The organism is Nonomuraea sp. ZG12 (genome assembly GCF_052068115.1).
Taxonomy (GTDB): domain Bacteria; phylum Actinomycetota; class Actinomycetes; order Streptosporangiales; family Streptosporangiaceae; genus Nonomuraea.
In genome coordinates, this window is sequence record NZ_JBQHCW010000015.1 from 39,709 (window position 1) to 57,343 (window position 17,635).

The 17,635-nt window shown below is 73.0% G+C and carries 20 protein-coding genes; 9 read left to right on the plus strand and 11 right to left on the minus strand.

The features are described 5' to 3' along the window. Positions 1–131 precede the first annotated feature (131 nt). A complete protein-coding gene (locus ACTMTF_RS32050; RefSeq protein ID WP_441114034.1) occupies positions 132–1,007 on the plus strand; it encodes a DUF4097 family beta strand repeat-containing protein in 876 nt (291 codons plus the stop codon). A gap of 20 nt (positions 1,008–1,027) precedes the next feature. Here ACTMTF_RS32050 and ACTMTF_RS32055 read toward each other — a convergent pair whose 3' ends face one another. Then, positions 1,028–2,602, minus strand: coding sequence for an ABC-F family ATP-binding cassette domain-containing protein (locus ACTMTF_RS32055; protein WP_441114035.1), 1,575 nt, complete (start codon positions 2,600–2,602; stop codon positions 1,028–1,030). A gap of 53 nt (positions 2,603–2,655) precedes the next feature. On the opposite strand from ACTMTF_RS32055, the gene ACTMTF_RS32060 reads away from it, so the two are divergent. Next, positions 2,656–3,303, plus strand: a complete 648-nt coding sequence (locus tag ACTMTF_RS32060; protein ID WP_441114036.1) for a TetR/AcrR family transcriptional regulator C-terminal domain-containing protein — start codon at positions 2,656–2,658, stop codon at positions 3,301–3,303. On the opposite strand, the gene ACTMTF_RS32065 is transcribed toward ACTMTF_RS32060, so the two are convergent. From ACTMTF_RS32065 to ACTMTF_RS32075, 3 genes are read right to left on the minus strand one after another with little or no spacing between them, the layout of a single operon-like run. Further along, positions 3,287–4,249 carry an NAD(P)-dependent alcohol dehydrogenase gene (locus ACTMTF_RS32065; RefSeq protein ID WP_441114037.1) on the minus strand — a complete coding sequence of 321 codons (963 nt, stop codon included), beginning with the start codon at positions 4,247–4,249 and terminating at the stop codon, positions 3,287–3,289. The genes ACTMTF_RS32060 and ACTMTF_RS32065 overlap by 17 nt on opposite strands. A 9-nt stretch (positions 4,250–4,258) precedes the next feature. Then, positions 4,259–5,212 (minus strand): permease prefix domain 1-containing protein, encoded by a 954-nt coding sequence (locus ACTMTF_RS32070; RefSeq protein WP_441114038.1) that lies wholly within the window; start codon positions 5,210–5,212, stop codon positions 4,259–4,261. After that, on the minus strand, positions 5,209–5,547 hold the full coding sequence (locus ACTMTF_RS32075; protein ID WP_397014923.1) for a PadR family transcriptional regulator: 339 nt from the start codon (positions 5,545–5,547) through the stop codon (positions 5,209–5,211). The genes ACTMTF_RS32070 and ACTMTF_RS32075 overlap by 4 nt, the downstream gene beginning before the upstream one ends. Positions 5,548–5,618: 71 nt before the next feature. Here ACTMTF_RS32075 and ACTMTF_RS32080 point away from each other — a divergent pair, with 71 nt between their 5' ends. Next, positions 5,619–6,689 (plus strand): winged helix DNA-binding domain-containing protein, encoded by a 1,071-nt coding sequence (locus ACTMTF_RS32080; protein ID WP_441114039.1) that lies wholly within the window; start codon positions 5,619–5,621, stop codon positions 6,687–6,689. Continuing rightward, positions 6,690–7,115, plus strand: a complete 426-nt coding sequence (locus tag ACTMTF_RS32085) for an SRPBCC family protein (protein ID WP_441114040.1) — start codon at positions 6,690–6,692, stop codon at positions 7,113–7,115. A 229-nt stretch (positions 7,116–7,344) separates the two neighbouring features. Here ACTMTF_RS32085 and ACTMTF_RS32090 read toward each other — a convergent pair whose 3' ends face one another. Together ACTMTF_RS32090 and ACTMTF_RS32095 are read right to left on the minus strand one after the other, a co-directional pair. Then, on the minus strand, positions 7,345–8,964 hold the full coding sequence (locus ACTMTF_RS32090) for an FAD-dependent monooxygenase (RefSeq protein ID WP_441114041.1): 1,620 nt from the start codon (positions 8,962–8,964) through the stop codon (positions 7,345–7,347). A 23-nt stretch (positions 8,965–8,987) separates the two neighbouring features. Continuing rightward, positions 8,988–9,587: a TetR/AcrR family transcriptional regulator gene (locus ACTMTF_RS32095; RefSeq protein WP_397014915.1), complete on the minus strand. Its 600-nt coding sequence runs from the start codon at positions 9,585–9,587 to the stop codon at positions 8,988–8,990. Positions 9,588–9,888: 301 nt separating this feature from the next. Here ACTMTF_RS32095 and ACTMTF_RS32100 point away from each other — a divergent pair, with 301 nt between their 5' ends. From ACTMTF_RS32100 to ACTMTF_RS32110, 3 genes are all read left to right on the plus strand, one after another. Beyond that, positions 9,889–11,103, plus strand: a complete 1,215-nt coding sequence (locus ACTMTF_RS32100; protein ID WP_441114042.1) for a histidine kinase — start codon at positions 9,889–9,891, stop codon at positions 11,101–11,103. Positions 11,104–11,340: 237 nt separating this feature from the next. Beyond that, on the plus strand, positions 11,341–11,853 hold the full coding sequence (locus ACTMTF_RS32105; protein WP_441114043.1) for a PadR family transcriptional regulator: 513 nt from the start codon (positions 11,341–11,343) through the stop codon (positions 11,851–11,853). Further along, a complete protein-coding gene (locus tag ACTMTF_RS32110; RefSeq protein WP_441114044.1) occupies positions 11,853–12,635 on the plus strand; it encodes an alpha/beta fold hydrolase in 783 nt (260 codons plus the stop codon). The genes ACTMTF_RS32105 and ACTMTF_RS32110 overlap by 1 nt, the downstream gene beginning before the upstream one ends. Before the next feature lie 107 nt (positions 12,636–12,742). On the opposite strand, the gene ACTMTF_RS32115 is transcribed toward ACTMTF_RS32110, so the two are convergent. Then, the gene (locus ACTMTF_RS32115; RefSeq protein WP_441114045.1) at positions 12,743–13,420 is read right to left on the minus strand and encodes an RNA polymerase sigma factor; all 678 of its coding nucleotides are present in this window, start codon (positions 13,418–13,420) and stop codon (positions 12,743–12,745) included. Beyond that, positions 13,414–13,734: a sigma factor gene (locus tag ACTMTF_RS32120; protein ID WP_441114046.1), complete on the minus strand. Its 321-nt coding sequence runs from the start codon at positions 13,732–13,734 to the stop codon at positions 13,414–13,416. Before ACTMTF_RS32120 ends, ACTMTF_RS32115 begins: the two co-directional genes overlap by 7 nt. A gap of 557 nt (positions 13,735–14,291) precedes the next feature. Between ACTMTF_RS32120 and ACTMTF_RS32125 the strand changes: the two genes are divergently transcribed. Then, on the plus strand, positions 14,292–14,972 hold the full coding sequence (locus tag ACTMTF_RS32125; RefSeq protein WP_441114047.1) for a DUF899 family protein: 681 nt from the start codon (positions 14,292–14,294) through the stop codon (positions 14,970–14,972). A gap of 107 nt (positions 14,973–15,079) precedes the next feature. Here ACTMTF_RS32125 and ACTMTF_RS32130 read toward each other — a convergent pair whose 3' ends face one another. Continuing rightward, entirely contained in the window at positions 15,080–15,802 is a 723-nt protein-coding gene (locus ACTMTF_RS32130; protein ID WP_441114048.1) for a CTP synthase C-terminal region-related (seleno)protein, read from the minus strand. 70 nt (positions 15,803–15,872) lie between these two features. Between ACTMTF_RS32130 and ACTMTF_RS32135 the strand changes: the two genes are divergently transcribed. Then, positions 15,873–16,727, plus strand: coding sequence for a LysR family transcriptional regulator (locus ACTMTF_RS32135; RefSeq protein WP_397014901.1), 855 nt, complete (start codon positions 15,873–15,875; stop codon positions 16,725–16,727). A gap of 19 nt (positions 16,728–16,746) precedes the next feature. Here ACTMTF_RS32135 and ACTMTF_RS32140 read toward each other — a convergent pair whose 3' ends face one another. Next, entirely contained in the window at positions 16,747–17,103 is a 357-nt protein-coding gene (locus ACTMTF_RS32140; RefSeq protein ID WP_441114049.1) for an alpha/beta fold hydrolase, read from the minus strand. Next, the gene (locus ACTMTF_RS32145; protein WP_441114050.1) at positions 17,093–17,581 is read right to left on the minus strand and encodes a hypothetical protein; all 489 of its coding nucleotides are present in this window, start codon (positions 17,579–17,581) and stop codon (positions 17,093–17,095) included. The genes ACTMTF_RS32140 and ACTMTF_RS32145 overlap by 11 nt, the downstream gene beginning before the upstream one ends. Between the last annotated feature and the right edge of the window lie 54 nt (positions 17,582–17,635).

Sequence of the window (17,635 nt, forward strand, 5' to 3'; positions counted from 1 at the left end):
TCGCCGGCGAGCTTGGCGAAGACACCGGCGACATGCTCGCCGCTCGCCGCGGCGTGTCCTCTGATCCCGCCTCGGCACCGGTGACGCCAGAAGGAGTTGCCGTGACGCTATGATGGCGTCATAGTGGTGCCATGACGTTCGAGCCGCGCCGTGAGGGGACCGAGATGCCCACGTTCGACACCCCGGAGCCGATCTCCGTCACGATCTTCATCGGCACCGGCGACGTCCGCCTCGCGGCCAGCGACCGCGACCACACCGTCGTGGAGGTGCGGCCGAGCGACGAGTCCGACGAGGTCGACGTGCGGGCCGCCGAGCGGACCAGGGTGGAGTTCGCGGGCGGCCGCCTGACGGTGAAGACGCCATCGGACGTGGCGCGCAAGATCTGGGGCCGCGGCGGCTCGATCGACGTCGTGGTCAGGCTGCCGTCCGGCTCGCGGGTGGAGGCCGACGTGGCGTCGGAGGTCCGCGCCGAGGGCCGCCTGGGGGACTGCACGGTCAAGACCTCCGACGGCGACATCTGGCTCGACGAGGCGGGCAAGCTCCGGCTCGACACCGCCGACGGCGACATCACCGTGGCGCGCTCGTCCGGTCAGGCCGACGCCACCACCGCCAACGGCGACATCCGCATCGGCGCGATCGGCGGCCCGGCCGTGATCAAGACCGCCAACGGCGACATCACCCTCGGCGAGGCGGCCGGCCACCTGCGGCTGCACACGGCCTACGGCGACATCGTCATCGACCGGGCCGGCTCGAGCGTCGTGGCCAAGACCGCGACCGGCGGCATCCGCGTCGGCGCGGTGGCGCGCGGCACGGTCGTGCTCGACACCGCCGCCGGCGACCTCGAGGTGGGCGTCCCCGAAGGCACCGCCGTCTGGCTGGACGTCAGCACCTCCTACGGCACCGTACGCAATCTCCTGACCCCCGCCGGCGCCCCCGGCAGCGGCGAGGAGACCGTCGAGGTGCGCGCCCGCACCTCCTACGGCGACATCCTGATCCGCCGCCCCTGACCCGGGCCGCCGTCCGGGGGTCACCGGTCCCAGGAGAGTTCCGCGGCGTGCTCGACCCGGCCTTCGGCGGTGAAGATCAGGTAGCGGTCGAAGTCGGCGGCGAACCAGCGGTCGTGGGTGACCGCCAGCACCGTCCCGGCGAAGGCGGCCAGCCCCTCCTGCAGCGCGTCGGCGCTGGCCAGGTCCAGGTTGTCGGTGGGCTCGTCGAGGAGCAGCAGCGTGGCGCCGGACAGCTCCAGCAGCAGGATCTGCAGCCGCGCCTGCTGCCCGCCGGACAGGGTCTCGAACGGCTGGCCCCACGCCGGTGCGAGCTCGTAGCGGGCGAGCGCCGCCATGGCGTCATTGCGGTCCAGGCGGTGATCGGCCATGACGATGTCGGCGACGCCACGGCCGCGCAGGTCGGGACGTTCGTGCGTCTGGGCGAACAGGCCGGGCCGTACCCGCGCGCCCAGCGTGGCCGTGCCGGTGTGCGCGATGGGCTCACCGGCGAGCAGGCGCAGGAAGTGGGACTTGCCGGTGCCGTTGCGGCCGAGCACGGCGACGCGCTCGCCGTACCAGATCTCGTGGTCGAAGGGCTCCAGCAGGCCGGTCAGGGCGAGCCGCTCGCAGGTGACGGCGCGTTTGCCGGTGCGGCCGCCGCGCAGGCGCATGCGGACGTTCTGCTGCTTGGGGACGCGCTCCGGCGGGCCCGCCCGCTCGAATCGATCCAGCCGGGTCAGGGCCGCCTGGTAGGAGGTGGCCAGCGCGTCGTTGTGGGTGGCGCGCCCGCGCAGGGTGTGGACCATCGCGCGCAGGCGGGTCCGCTCCTGCTCCCAGCGGCGGTGCAGCTCCCGCAGGCGTTCGCCGCGGTCGCGGCGGGCCTGGGCGTAGCCGGCGTAACCGCCGCCGTGCACCCACACCCGGCCGGCTTCGACCGTGACGACGCGGTCGGCCGTCTCGGCGAGCAGCCGCCGGTCGTGCGAGACGAGCAGCACGGTCTTGTACGTCTCGCGCAGCCGCCGCTCCAGCCACTGTTTGGCGGGCACGTCCAGGAAGTTGTCCGGCTCGTCGAGGAGCAGCACCTGGTCGGGTCCGCGCAGCAGCGCCTCCAGCATCAGCCGCTTGCGCTCGCCTCCGGACAGCGTGTCCACCGCGCGACGGCGTACCCGCTCGAAGGGCAGGCCGAGGGCGGCGGTCGCGCACACGTCCCAGACCACCTCCAGCTCGTAGCCGCCGGCGTCGGCGTAGTCACTGATGGCCTGGGCGTAGCGGAGCTGGCGGGGCTCGTCGTCGCGGGCGGCGATCGCCGCCCCGGCGGCGGCCAGCTCGGCGGCGGCGTCCTTGACGCGCCGCGGCGCGACGGCGAGCAGCAGGTCGGCGACGGTGCCCTGGCGGAGGAACTGGCGCATCACGCCCACGCCGCCGGTGGTCGTCACACTGCCGGAGGCCGGTCGCAGCTCTCCGGCGGCCAGGCGCAGCAACGTCGTCTTTCCGGCCCCGTTCGGCCCGACCAGCGCCGCCTTGACACCGTCTCCGACCCGGAAGGACACCTCGTCCAGCAGCACCCGGCCGTCGGGCAGCAGAAAGGTCAGGTCGCGCACCTCGATATGGCTCACTGTTCCATTACTAGACCATCGATCCGGTACTCGTACAGCGTATTATCGGCCGGGTGGCAGAAGAGAGCGTGTGGCTGCGGCCGCGCAAGCGGGAGCGCAGGCCGCTCACCCTGGACCGGATCGTCACCGAGGCCGTCGCCCTGCTGGACGAGGAGGGGGAGGCCCGGCTGACGATGCGCCGGCTGGCCGAGCGGCTCGACACCGGCTCGACCACCCTCTACTGGCACGTCAGGACCAAGGACGACGTGCTCGATCTGGCGCTGGACGCGGTGTTCGGCGAGGTGCCGCTGCCGGACGCCGGCGGCTGGCGGGACCGGGCGGGCGAGCTGGTCTCCGCCTGGCGGGCCGCGCTGCTGCGCCATCCCTGGTCGACCGGGCTGCTGGACCGGCCCATGCTGGGGCCGAACGCGCTGGCGCGGACCGAGTTCCTCTACGCCACACTCGCCGAGGCCGGGTTCGGCGGGCCGGACCTGCCCGCGGCCGCCTTCAGCCTGTCCACGTACGTCACCGGCTCGGCCACCATGCAGGCCCGCGACGAGGCCGCCACCGATCCCGCCGTGCGCGAGCTCATGGTCGACCGGCTGGCGGCCTATCCCACGCTGGCCGGCCACGGCCTCGGCCACGACTGGGACGCCACCTTCGCGCGGGGCCTCGGTTACCTGCTGGACGGCATGGCCGCCTCGATCAGGGGTGCACGGTGATGACGACCTTGGCCCGCGCGTGCTCCACGCCGAGATAGCGCAAGGCCTCGGCGGTCTCGCTCAGCGGGTAGGTCCGGTCGATGGCCGGGGTGACCTTCCCGGCTTCGATGAGGCCGGTCAGCTCGGCCAGGTCGCTCCGGCCCGGGTTGACCGTGCGCAGGCTCTGACGGCCGAACGGTGAGATCACCAGGGCCAGGAGGATGCGGCGCATGGGCCCGAACCAGCGGCCGCCGTCGCCGGCGGAGAGCAGGAGGGTCCCGGCGGGGGTCAGAGTGCGGCGGAGCGCCGACAGCCGGTGGTTGCCCACCAGGTCCAGGATGACGTCGTAGCGCCGCTCGCCACGGGTGAAGTCGTCCTTGGTGTAGTCGATGACGTCGTCGGCGCCGAGCGACCGGACCAGGTCGGTGTTCCTGGTGCTGCACACGCCGGTCACCCGCGCGCCGAACGCCTTGGCGATCTGCACGGCGAAGGTGCCCACGCCGCCCGACGCGCCGTTGATCAGGACCTCGTCCCCGGACCGCACCCGGCCGCTCAAGGCCGCGAGCGCGGTGACGGCGGCGAGCGGCACCGCGGCCGCCTGCTCGAAGGTGAGGTTGGCCGGTTTGCGCGCCAGCAGCCGCTCGGGGACGCGGGCGTATTCGGCGAGGCTGCCGGTGCTGATCTCGGCGTAGACCTCGTCGCCCGGCTGGAATCGGGTCACCTTCGCGCCCACGGCCGTCACCCGCCCGGCGACGTCCCTGCCGAGCACCGGGTTCTTCGGCCTGCGCAGCCCGAAGGCCAGGCGGATCGCGTACGGAGTTCCTGTGGTGACGAACCAGTCGGCCCGGTTGAGCGAGACCGCGTGCACGCGCACCAGCACGTCTTCGTCGCCCGGCACCGGCATGTCGATGTCGGCTAATTCGAGGACATCAGGTGATCCGTAGGTGTAGTGGCAGATTGCTTTCATCGCTTGTCCTTACTGAGAGATGCGAGGGTGCCGGTGGAACGCCCGCCGGAAGCCGTCGGCGGAGTCGGTCAGGCTCATCAGGACCACGGTGATCACGACGACGTAGGTGACGACGGACCGTGACCAGCCCAGGGCCGCCAGGAACGCGTGGTTCAGCAGCAGGTCGCCGGCGGCCAGCCAGACGACCGTCACCGAGAACAGGACGCCGAGCACCGCGTTGGCGACGGCCTGCGGCACCCCCCAGCCCACGTAGTAGCCCAGCAGGTCGAAGCCGATCCGGGCGGCGGCAAAGAAGACGGCGAGGTAGAGCGCCCCGGACTCCCACAGCGCGGGCGCGATCACCCCGATCGGCTCGCCGTCGGCGCCGGTGAGCGGCCCCACCGTCTGGGTCAGCACCAGCAGGCAGGCGAGCAGGGTGGTGACCACGGCCCCGCCGATCAGCCCGGTGAGGTCGACCCGGTGCGCGGGCAACGCGGGCAGCGCGGAGACGTCCCACTTCACCCGCAGCTTCTCGCGCAGCGCCGGCGACCGCCCGATGACGGCGAACACGGCGGTCACCCAGAACGTGATGTGCATGGCCGTCACCAGCACGGCGACGACCGCGTCCCAGACGACCTGCCCGATCGGCGCGCCGTCGAGGAACCGTACGAGGCCGGCGGCCACGAACAGCACCGGCACGACCGCCGACAGCAGCGCCTTGAGCAGCCGGACGTAGTCGAGGTAGAGCTCCGGGCCGATGAGGTGCTGCGGCCGGCCGGTGTAGCGGGCGGCCAGGCGCGCGGGGTCGCCGAGCTCGGCGATCACCTGGGTCTCGGCGCTCTCGGGGTCGGCGCCGTCCCGCAGCCGGTCGTCGATCGCGTCGGCGATGGAGGCGCGCAGCTCGCGCTCCAGGTCGGCGCGCTGCTTGCCGGGAACGCCGCGCAGCATCGCCATGACGTAGCGGTCGGTGAGGGTGGCGGTCATGACTCGTCCTTCAGGAGGGTGCGGAAGGCGGTGTCGAGGTCGGTCCAGTCGGCGGTGAGGGTGGCCGCGAGCTCGGCCCCGTCGGCGCTGGTGCGGTAGAACTTGCGCGGCCGTGACTCCTCGGTGTTCCACTCGCTGGTGAGCAGCCCCTGTTTCTCCAGGCGGCGCAGCAGCGGATAGAGGGTGTTGGCGTCGACCGCGAAGCCCCTGCTCTCCAGCGCCTCCAGCAGCGCGTAGCCGTAGTCGGGCCGCTCCAGGACCAGCAGGCAGGCCAGCACGACGGTCCCGCGCCGGAGCTCCTGGCGGTGCGTGGCGAGCGCGTCATCATCGATCACCCTTCGCACGATAGTGTGTGTCACACACTATGGCAAGGCCGCACAGCATTGTGTGCTGTTAAGGTAAGGCGGTGATCAGCCGTCACGCGCTCAACCGCGCCACCCTCGACCGCCAGCTGCTGCTGCGGCGCCACTCCATGCCGGCACTCCAGGCCGTGGAACACCTGGTGGGGTTACAGGCCCAGGCGCCGTTCCCGCCCTACTTCGGGCTCTGGTCACGCCTGGACGGGTTCCGCCCCGAGGAGCTGGCCCGGCTGCTGGAGCAGCGGGAGGCAGTCCGGATCGTGCTCATGCGCGGCACCGTCCACCTGGTCAGCGCCGCCGACGGCCTGACCCTGCGGCCGCTCACGCAGCCGCTGCTCACCAGATACCTGCTGAACGCGTACGGCAAGACCATCGCGTCACTGGACCTGGACGCGGTCGTCGCGACGGGACGCCGAGCACTGGAGGAGCGGCCGCTGACCGGCGCCCAGCTGGGCGCGAGGCTGGCCGAGCGCTACCCCGGAGTCAGCGCGGCGGACCTGTCGCAGATCATGCGCAGCCTCGCGCCGCTCGTGCAGGTGCCACCCCGGGCGGTGTGGGGCAAGGCAGGACAGACCGCCTACGCCACCGTCGAGTCATGGCTCGGCCGCGCACCCCACCCGGCCCCCACCCTCGACGACCTCGTGACCCGCTACCTGACCGCCTTCGGACCCGCCACCGTCGCCGACGCCCAGGCCTGGTCCGGGCTGACCGGGCTGCGCGAGGTGTTCGACCGGCTGCGGCCCCGGCTCGTGGTCCTGGAGGACGAGCACGGCCGGGAGCTGTTCGACCTGCCGGACGCGCCCAGGCCGGGGCCCGGCGCGCCGGCGCCCGTGCGGCTGCTGGCGCCGTTCGACAACCTGCTGCTCAGCCACGCCGACCGCACCCGCGTCATCTCCGACGAACACCGCAAACGCGTCATCACCATCAACGGGCAGGTCCTCGGCACCGTCCTGGTCGACGGCTTCGTCCAGGGCGCGTGGAAGCGGGACAAGGCGGTGCTGACCGTGGACATGTTCGCGCCGGTGACGGCTGGGCAGGCAGAGGAGATCCAGGCCGAGGCCGCCGCGCTGCTGGCCTTCGCCGAGCCCGGCAAGGCCCACGACATCAGGGGGATCTGAGTGGGGGAGTACGTGTACGCGGCCGCCGCGGTGCACGTGCCGGCGCCGCCGGAGCAGGTGTTCGCGCTGATCACCGACTGGCCCCGGCACCGGGAGTGGATGTTCATGACCTCGGCCCGGCAGACGGGCGACGGCCGCGTCGAGGCCTACACCGGGATCTGGCCGTTCGGCTTCCTCGACGTCATGACGATCACCGCCTGGGAGCCGCCGGCGCTGGTGCGGATGCGGCACATCGGCCGGCTGGTGCGCGGCGAGGGCGTCATCCGCGTCCAGCCCCGCGACGGGGGCAGCCGGGTGATCTGGGGCGAGCGGCTGCTGCCGCCGTTCGGGCTCCTCGGGCGGGCGTTGTGGCCGCTGGCGCGGCCGGTCACCGTCATGCTGGCCCGCCGCTCACTCCGCAAGCTGGGACGGCTCCTGGCCCCCTGACCTCCGCCGGCGGATCAGCGGCGGCGACCGCCGCCGGGACCCGGCGCGCGCCCGAACCCGCCGCGGCGGCGGCAACGCCGAGGGGCCGTTGCGCGCCTTACGGATGCGCGCCCTAGGCGCGCGCCTTGGGTGCGCCTTGGGCGCGCCTTGGGTACGCGCCGCCTTCTGGTACAGCATCGCCGTCACTTCGCTCGGCCCCCTTCAAGCGAGGGACGTCCGATGCCGCCCTTCAGGTGCGGGGCTTGCGATGACTGGCCGGCGGCCCAACAGCTGCGGGGCTTCGGAGCAGCGCGGCGCTGAGGGCCTCGCCCAGGGCGGCTTCGGTGCGCGGCCCGGCCGGCTCGGCGGCGCGCCAGGCGACGAACCCGTCCGGGCGGATCAGGACAGCCCCGCCACGGGTCACCCCGAACGCCGTCGCCCAGCGCTGCTCCGGGTCCCCCAGCAGGCCGTTCCCCGCGACCGCATCGCCATCCGCCACCTGGTACGGCGTCAGCCATGGCCCGGCGACGCGGGCGGCGGCCTCGGTCCAGGCGCCGCCCTCGGGCCCGGCCAGCAGCACGAACCCGCCGGCCCACAGGTCGACCGTGGACACCCGCCGGCCCTCCCGCTCCAGCCACACGTGCGGCGCCCGCGCGCCGGGCTCGCCGGTCGGACGCCGGGGGTCCTCGAAGCCGGCGCCGTCGTAGCGGTAGCCGAACTTGACGGTCACCTCGTCGAGGAGCTCGATCGCGGCCACCTCGGCGGGCAGTTCCGCGCCGAACCAGTCGCGGCCCGTGGCCAGCGCCTGATCGACGGTCCTGGCGGCGACGGGACGGCGTTCGGCGTCATAGGTCTCCAGCAGGGACGGCTCGGCCCAGCCGTTGAGCACGTAGGCGAGTTTCCAGGCCAGGTTGGCGGCGTCCTGAATGCCGGTGTTGGCGCCGAAGGCGCCGGCCGGAGGCATGACGTGAGCCGCATCCCCGGCCAGGAAGATCCGGCCGTCGGCGAACGAGTCGGCCACGGCGGCCGTACTCTGCCAGGGCAGCACCTCCAGCGGCTCGACCGCCAGGTCGGGCACCCCAGCGGCGGCGCGCGCGAGCTCGACGCAGCGCTCCGCGGTGAACTGGCCGACGCCCTCCTCGGGATCGAAGGGGACATGCAGAGCCATCGTGTCGCCGATAACACGGACCATCCCGGAGAAACCTGAATTGTTCACCTGGCAGATCGCGAACGTCCTGTCACGCAGCGCGTCGCCGAGGTCGGCGCGGGCCATGATGCCGGCGATGTGCTCCAGCACGCCGACCCCGCTCCTGCCGATGCCGAGCTTGGCGCGGATGACACTGCCGGCCCCGTCGGCGGCGATCAGGTAGTCGGCGTGCACCGTGACACGGGCGCCGGTGGCCCGCTCCTGCAGCACGGCCGTCACGCGGTCCGGGCCGTCGTCGTACGCGCGCAGCTCGGTGCCGAACCGCAGATCGGCGCCGAGCGTCTCGGCGTGCTCGCGCAGCACGGGTTCGAGCACGTCCTGGGAGAGCATGACGTCCTCGCAGGGGCTGACATCGGAGAGGTCCTGCCGGGCGCTCGGCCGCTCGATCCAGTAGTGGTGCGGGCTGGTCAGGCTCTCGGCCCAGAGCAGCCCCGAGCCGTTGAGCCGCCACGGCCCGGCCGCGCGCACGGCCTCCTCCACTCCCGCCGCCCGGAACAGCTCCATCGTGCGGGCGTTGTAGCCGGGAGTGCGAGGGTGGATGGAGGTGCCGGAGTGCCGCTCGGCGAGAATCACCCCGACCCCGTGCCGGCGCAGGAACAGCGCGGCCGATAAGCCGACCAGGCTGCCGCCGACGATGAGCACCTCGGTGTACTGGTGGGACATGTCGTCATCTCCTTGGAAGTCTCTCAGTCGAGCGAGGTCAGCAGCCGCTCCAGCTCCTCGCTCAGGCGCGTGTCGGCGCCGGGGGGCATGGGCGGGCGCATCACCATGCCGAGCACGATGAACATGATCATCCCCGCGACCGTGACGGTGTCGAGGTCGCCGCGGACCCGCCCCTCCCGCTGGCCCGTCTCGAGCCAGCCGTTGATCGTCTGGTGCCACTCGTCGTGACAGTCGGCGATCAGGCGGTGGATCACCGGGTCCTCGTGGGAGGTCCAGACCATCTCGTGGAGCAGCCGGAAATGCCCCGGATCGACCTCGGCCTGGCGGTGCAGGCCGGTGAGCATCGTGCGCAGCGCGGCCAGGCCGTCCTGCCACTCGGCGTCCAGTCGCAGCGGCGCCAGCATCCGCTCGCGGATCGTGTGCTCCAGCACGGACCGCACGAGGTCGCCCTTGGTCGGGAAGTAGTAGTGCAGGGTGGCGACGGTGATGCCGGCCTCGGCGGCGATGTCACGCGTGCGCGCCCCCGCCAGGCCGGAGCGGACCATGGCGCGATACCCGGCCGCGATCAGCCGCTCCTGACGCTCCTGCGATCGCGGACCCGGTTTGGCGCGCTTGACGGTCATGCCGCCCTCCATCTTCTATCAGTTGATAGAAAGTTACGGGCAGGCCGGCCCTGAAGTCAATCACTTGATAGAAAAACGGGGGAGCGCTTCGCGGGCTGCCACGAGATGCATGGTGATCCGGCCCTGTCGGCAGCCCGACGGGGGCGATCCGGTGCCGTCGGCGGCCCGGCCCTGGTGGTCCAGTGCCGCGGGGGCCCGGCCGTGGTGATCCGGTCCTGCCGGGCTCGGCCGTCGCGTTGCGGCCGGCCGGCGGCGAACGCCGTGCCGCCGGCCGCGACCGGCGGCGTCTAACGTGGGAGCGATGCTCTCCGACCATGTCCGTCCGCCGGACGGCCGACCGTACGACCCGCTCGACGCCAAGGGGATCCTGGTGTTCGTCCTGCTGGGCGTCGCCGCGGCCTGGGACGCCGCCACCGGGGTGGACCGGCCGGCCTGGCTCGCCTGGCTGGGCCTGGCCGGTGTCGCCGCCCTGTACGCGGCCGCGGTCCTGCTGGCGTTCCGGCGCGTCCCCGCGCTCGCGACGGCGGCGCTCATCGCGCTCGCCGCCGTGGTGACCGCCCTGGCGGCTCACTTCGGCGGCGGCTGGCTGTATCTGTTCCCGCTGGTCGGCATCGCGTGCGGGGTCGTCCTGTACGGCCGGCGCGTACGGATCGCGCTGCTGGCCCTGACCGGGGTGACGGCGCTGGTGGTGTGGCGGGGCGGCGGGCAGCTGGAGTCGATCATGACGTTCTCGTGGGGAACGTTCAGCGCCGGGATCGTCGTCGCGTTCATCCTGCATCTGCACGCCCTCATCGCCGAGCTGCACGACACCCGGCAGCAGCTGGCCGAGGCCGCCGTGACGCGGGAGCGGCTGCGGTTCGCCCGTGACCTGCACGACCTGCTCGGCCACACACTGTCGGTGATCGTGGTGAAGGCCGAGGCGGTGCGCCGCCTGGCCCTGCGCGACCCGGAGCAGGCCCGGCGGCAGGCCGGGGACATCGAGACGGTCGGCAGGCAGGCCCTGGCCGAGGTTCGCGAGGCGGTCACCGGCTACCGCGAGGCCAGCCTGACCGGCGAGCTGGGCCGGGCCGTGGACGCGCTGCGGGCGGCCGGCGTCGAGCCGGTCGTGCGCAGGACCGGTCCCGAGCCGGACGGGCGGGCACAGACGCTGCTGGGCTGGGTGGTGCGCGAGGGCGTCACCAACATCATCCGGCACAGCGGCGCCACCCGCGCGGAGATCGAGCTGACCGGCACGTCCCTCACCATCCGCGACAACGGCCCCACCTCACCTCCCGCCCCACCTCCCGCCGACACCGCCTCGGGAACCACCACTGCTGTCACCCCCGCCGACACCACCACCTCCGATACCGCCGAGGATGCAGCCGCCGCCGAGGGCGCCGCCGGCGGTGCTTCCGGTGGCGGCGGTAGTGGGTTGCGGGGCCTGGCCGAACGGCTGGCCCAGGCGGGCGGCCAGGTCGAAGCGGGTCCGCTGCCGGAGGGCGGCTGGCAGCTGAGGGCCTTCCTGCCCCAGGACTGACCGCCACCCAAGCGGCGAAGGGATGCGATCAGGTCAGGGAACGTGACCGCCGGGCGATCAGGCCGTGTTGCTGTACGCATGCTGAGGTTCTCTGGACGCCGGCCACCCGTCTCACCGACCCGCACAAGCCCGTGGGGGCACCTGGTCTTCACTCAGCGGCCGAGGGCCGCGGGCAGGCGCCCACTTGGTGACCCAGGCGAGGCCGAAACCGCATATGTGAGTTGTAGACTATGTGTCATGTCCCTCAAGCATGCCATCCTCGGCCTCCTCGATCTGAGGCCGATGACCGGGTACGACCTCAAGAAGACCTTCGACGACACGGCCCAGCATTTCTGGGCGGCCGATCGGTCGCAGATCTACCGCACCCTCGGCACCCTGTACGCCGAGGGTCTGCTGGACGAGCACGTCATCCCGCAGCGGTCACGCCCGGCCCGGCATGAGTACCGGCTGACCGAGGCGGGCTCCGCCGAACTGGACGCGTGGCTGCGCTCCCCGGCCCCCGCCGAGTTGCCGCGTGAGGCGTTCCTGACGCGGATCTACTTCGCCGGCCGCGCCGAGGACCCCAAGCTCGTACGGGCACTCGTCGAAGAGCGCCGGGCCCTGGTGCGGCAGCGGCTCACGGCGTTCCATGCCCTTGAGACGCCCACGACGACGTACGCCGAACGACTGCGGGCGTTGACGTTGCGCAACGGCATCATGCACCTCGAGGCCGAGCTCAGCTGGCTGGACGAGCTCGAGGAGGCGCTGTGATGTTCGTGCACGAGGAGCACGCGGACGCCGGCGAGACCCTCCTGTTCCTGCACGGCGGCAACGTCGCGGGGTGGATGTGGCGCGACCTGGCCGCGTCGCTGCCCGATCACCACAGCCTGATCCCCGACCTCCCCGGCTTCGGCGCGTCGAACACCGAGCCCTGGACGACCGTCGCCGGCGTGGCGGACTCGGTGGCGGCGCTCATCCGTGACCGCGCCCACGATGGACGCGCACACCTCGTCGGCCTCTCCCTCGGCGCGGTGGTGGGCACCGTCCTCGTGGCACGCCATCCCGATCTCGCCAGGAGCGCCATGCTCACCGGCGCACCGCTCCAGGGCCTGGGCGCGCCGGCGAGAGTACTGGGGCTCGCACAGGTCCGGTTGTGGGGTTCGCGGCCGTACTGGCGGGTGATGGCGCGCGCGTTCCGGTTACCCGATGACGCGGTCGGCGCGTTCGTCGAGACCGGCCTGGGGATCGACCGCGCGTCAGCGCGGCGGATGCTGACCCAGGTGTCCGCGGGGGTGCCGGCCGCGGATCTCGAAGGCCTGCGGCGTACGCGGACGCCGATCCTGATGCTGGCGGGCGAGCGAGAGCCGAAGGCGGTGCACCGAGCGCTGACCGAGGTGACCTCCCGGGCGCCGGAGGCGGTGGCGCGGACCGTGCCGGGGATGCGTCACGAGTGGAGCGCGGAAGACCCGGAGCTGTTCCGCCGCGTACTGCTGCACTGGCTGGCGGCGGGCGAGCCAGAACCCGAGCTGGCGTTCACGACACCGGCGCCGTGAGCGGGCCGGCCGGGATCGCTCCCCCAGACCGAGCACCGTGAGATCCCTGAACACCGGGGACACCAGCAGCATCGGCGATCCGCCTTCCCGCACGACCCTGCGGGAGCTCAGCTCCAGCTGATCCGCTCCCGCAGGAGTCGGTGCTGGGCCGGATTGGCGGTCAGCGTCAGGGCACGCTCGTCGCAGGCGCGGGCCTCGCCCGGACGGCCGAGGCGGCGCAGCAGCTCGGCGCGGGTGGCGTGCAGCAGGGGATAGCGCGCCAGCGCCTCGTCCAGGTCCCGCAGCTCCTCCAGCGCCGTCTCAGGCCCTTCGGCGTAGCCCAGGGCGATGGCCCGGTGCAGCCGGGTGACCGGCGACGGCGCCTGACACAGCAGCATGTCGTACAGCACCACGATCTGCGCCCAGTCGGTGGCCGCGAACGACTCCGCCTCGGCGTGACAGGCCACGATCGCCGCCTGCAGCTGGTACGGCCCGGGCCGGCGATGGGCTCGGGCGGTGCGCACCAGCAGCGCGGTGGCCGCCTCGATCACCGTCCGATCCCACAGGCGCCGATCCTGGTCGGCCAGCGGCACCAGCTCGCCCCGGGCGCCGAACCGGGCCGCGCCCCGCGCCCGATGCAGCCTGATCAGCGTCAGCAGGCCGATCACCTCCGGCTCGCCGGGCATCAGCTCCGCCAGCAGCGCGCTCAGCCACTCGGCGTCGTCGACCAGGTCACGGGCCTGCGCCCGTTCGGCCGTACTGGACAGGTAGCCCTCGTTGACCAGCAGGTAGATGACGGTCAGCACGGCCGCCAGCCGCTCGACGGTTCCGGCAGGCGGAGCCGCGCCAGTTTGGCGCGGTGGTCGGACTCCCGCCGCAGCACGTCCAGGCCGCGCCGGCGGGCCACGGTGAACAGCCAGGCGTCGGGCCGGTCCGGGATACCCTCGGCGGGCCAGCGCCGCAGCGCGGTCTCGATCGCTTCCTGCACCAGGTCCTCGGCGGCGGAGAAGTCGCCCAGCAGCGACACCAGGCTCGCGGCCAGCCGGCCCGCCTGCTCGCGCACCATCCGCGCCAGCACCTCGCCGGTGGCCGCGTCGTGCCGGTTCGCCGGAGCTGTCATGACGCCGGGCGGATCTCCACGACGGGGCAGGCCGGCCAGGATCCGGCCAGCTCCAGCGCCTCGTCCAGGTCGGCGACCTCCACCTCCGCGAACACGAGGACGTACTTCATCCTCGGTCTCCTTCCGTCGCCTGTCTTCCTCTACCCGCGCGGGAGCGCCCGTTCGGCTCGCACGCCGGTCCTCACCAGTGAGACGATCGGCCGGCCCCGCGATACGACATCGGCCGGGCCTTTTTCCCGGTGTCCGTGTGGGGTTGCCTCGCAGCGCCGTCCCAGTGTGCGCCATGGCTTTGACGTACCCGTGCTGCTGAATCGATTGGCGGACCTGCGGCGGCGGGGTCGCGGCCTGGTCGCCGGCGGGCCGAGCCTCGGGGAGACACGAGCGCAGCGGGGGACGCAAGCGCGCCGGGTCGGTGAGGAACACCGGTCCGGCGCGGCCGACCCGGCGAAGGGCCAGGTCAGCTGTCGGCGCATCCTGGAGCCACCGTAAACTGGACAGCTGGGGAAACCCGCGGATCCGGACCGGGGGACCAGGGATCGCTGCCCCAGGAGGACGTCATGCGGCAGACAAGACTGGCCGGGGAATCGGCGGCGTACCTCGCCGCCCGCGAGGAACTACGCCTGGCCGAGATCGACCTCATGCGCCACCGCGAGAGGGTCGCGGCCCAGCGACGGACGCTCCCGCAAGGGCCGCCCGTCGACGACTACGTCTTCATCGAGGGCCCCGCCGACCTCGACGCGGGCGACGCGCCGGTCCGCGAGGTCTCCCTCGGCGGCCTCTTCACCGGGCAGGACCGCCCGCTGATCGTCTACCACTTCATGTACGGCAAGCTGCAGACCGATCCGTGCCCCATGTGCACCCTGTGGATCGACGGCTTCAACGGCATCGCCCACCACATCGCCCGGAACGCCGACTTCGCCGTCGCCGCGGCAGCCGACCCGCCCGCCCTGCGGCAGCACGCCCGCAATCGCGGCTGGCACCGGCTGCGGCTGCTGAGCTGCGGCGACAGCACCTTCAAGTACGACCTCGGCAGTGAGGACAAGGAAGGCGAACAGGACTCCACCATCTCCGTCTTCACCCGCGACGGCGACGGCGCGATCCATCACTTCTACTCCGCCCACCCTCGCATGGCCGACGACATCGACGAGCGCGGCATCGACCTCCTCGCCCCTGTCTGGCACCTCCTCGACCTCACCCCGCGCGGCCGAGGCGACTGGTATCCGCACCTCGACTATTGACCTTCGCCCGATGGGTTCGATCTATCGAACGTTGAGCCTTGCCTTGAAGGTCAAGGTGGGTAGAGCGCCGCTGTGTCCGCGGTCGTCGCGTACTTCTGCTCTGACGGTCATCGAGGGGTGGACGCGGTGCCGCGTGAGGCGGCGTGGTGGGTGACGGCGGTGGCGAAGGCGGTGATGACCGGGTGCGGGCGGGTGCCGTCGCCGGCGAGTTCGGGCTGGAAGAGCGTGCCGAGGAAGAACGGGTGGCCGGGCAGTTCCGCCACCCGCACGGTCCCGTCGTCGGCGTGGCCGGTGAAGACGAGCCCGTGGGCGGTCAGGGTGCGTTCGTGGGCCTCGTTGAGCCCGTAGGAGCAGTTGTAGGCCTCGACGGTGTCACGGCCGCCCATGATGCGCTCGATGAGTGAGCCGGGCTTCAGCCGGACGGCGCCTTCGTGGCCGGCCAGCGAGCACGCCAGCGGCGTCAGCAGGAAGTCCGCCTCCCGATCGGCCCCGCCGTCCTCGGCGTACTCGGCGTGGGCGGCGTCCATCCCGCACACGCCGCGCGCGTACTCCAGCAGCATGTGCTGGAATCCGGCGCAGGTGCCGAGGAACGGGATGCCGCGCTCGCGGGCGGTGCGGGCGGCCGCGACGGCGCCGGCCTGGCTGCGGTAGGGGCTGCCGGGCAGCATCCAGATGCCGTCGAAGGCGGCCAGGTCGCCGGCGTCGGGGGTGGGGATCCAGTAGGGGTCGAGCGCGATCCCGTGGCGCTCGCGCAGCGCCTCGACCAGCAGCGGGATGCGGGTGTGCGAGCGCACGCCGGGCGAACGGTCGGCGACCAGGGCGATGTTCATGCCCCCATGGTGGCCGCCGGACCGGCTTAAGCGCCAACGATGAAATGTGCGGATGCTATAAGCATTACTGATGGATCCTCATTTGCTGCGTACGTTCGTGGCCGTGGCACGTCACGGTTCGTTCTCCGGCGCCGCCGGCGAGCTCGGCTACACGCAGTCGGCGGTCTCCCAGCAGATCGCGGCGCTGGAGGCCGATCTGGGCATGCCGCTGCTGCTGCGCCGTCCGGTGGCGCCGACGGAGGCGGGGGCGCGGCTGCTGGAGCATGCCGGGCCGCTGCTGCTGCGCCTGGTCGCCGCCCGCGCCGACGTGCGCCGGATCGCGGCGGCGCCGGCGCACCGGCTGACGGTGGCGGCGACGCCGCTGGCGCTGAACGCGGTGCTGGCCGTACGGCTGGCGCGGGGGCGGGCGGCTCAGCCGCGGCTGTCGGTGACGGTGCGCACCTGCGGGCGTGAGGAGGTGGCCGGGCGGGTGGCGGCCGGGCAGGCGGAGCTGGGGCTGGCCGACGGCGTCACCGCGCCGAGCGACCCGCTGCGGCCGGCGGACGTGGGGCCGCTGACCACGGCGATGGCGGCCGAGGAGCCGTTGGTGGTGGCGCTGCCGGATGATCATCCGCTGGCGGGGCGGGCGGGGCTTCGGCTGGCCGACCTGGTGGACGCGCGGTGGCTGCAGACGCCGCTGTGCCCGGTGGAGCGGCTGCGTGACCTGGCGGGGGACGGTTTCCGGCCGGGGCTGGCGTATCTGGGTGACGACGTGCACACGGTGCTGAACCTGGTGGCGGCGGGGCATGGGCTGACGTTGCTGCCCGCCTCGGTGGGGCGGGGGGTGCCGCTGGTCGCGCCCCGCCTGGTGCACCGGGTGGAGCTGCTGCACGGGGCTCTGCCGCCGGGCCCGGCGGCGGAGCTGGCGGCGGCGCTGTCGGCTTGAGGTCCGTTGCGGCGAACGTTCAGGCGAGGCGGGTGATGAGCCGGGCGACGGCCTCGGGCCGTTCGGCGAGCATGCCATGGCCGGCGTCGAGCTCGTGGATCTCGATGTTCGGGCGGGCGGCGACCAGGCCGGCGCGGAAGGCGGCCATGAGGCCGGCCAGCTCCGGCGGCGCGGGCAGGTCACAGGTGGCCGTCACGATCAGGAACGGGCCGGTGACCTCGCGGAAGACCGGCAGCGCGTCGGCGAACTCCGGCAGCTCGCGCAGCGCGCCGGTGACGTCGGGGCCGGGCCGCATCCAGGTGTGGCCGTCACGCTCGGTCAGCCCGCGCCGAGCCGCCGCCGCCCCCGCGCCGCTGATCATCTGGTCACCGCTCATGGTCGTCTCCCAGCGTGTCGAGCCGCTCGCGGATCGACGGTGTGGTGACGCCGCCGTCCGGGTGCGCGTGCAGCTTGCCGCGCCGTACGAGATCGTGGACGCCCTGACGGGTGATGCCGAGCATCGCTCCGGCGACGGCGTACGAGACCCGCTCGGCCGACGGGTGGCCGACGCGCCGGGCGATGGCGCGGCCGAGCGGGGTGCGCCACCAGTCGGCGGGCGGGTCGAAGGCGGCGTCGCCGGGGTAGAGCACCGCGACCAGGCGCGCGCCCCTGTGGGTGGCGCGGGCCTGGTCGGGGCCCAGCAGCTCGGCGGCCCAGGCGTCGGCGTCCTGCCGCACCCGGCGGCGCATCGCCTCGATGCCCGGGTCGGCGGCCGTTTCGTCGTCGCTCAGGAGGATGTCGAGCGGGTCCAGCAGCCTGCTGGTCACCAGCCGGATCAGGTCTTGTGCGAGCTCCTCCCGCTCGTGCCGTGTCACGCTGCCTCCGACGTCTCGCCCGGCCACTACTTGACGTACGATAGCAAGCACTTG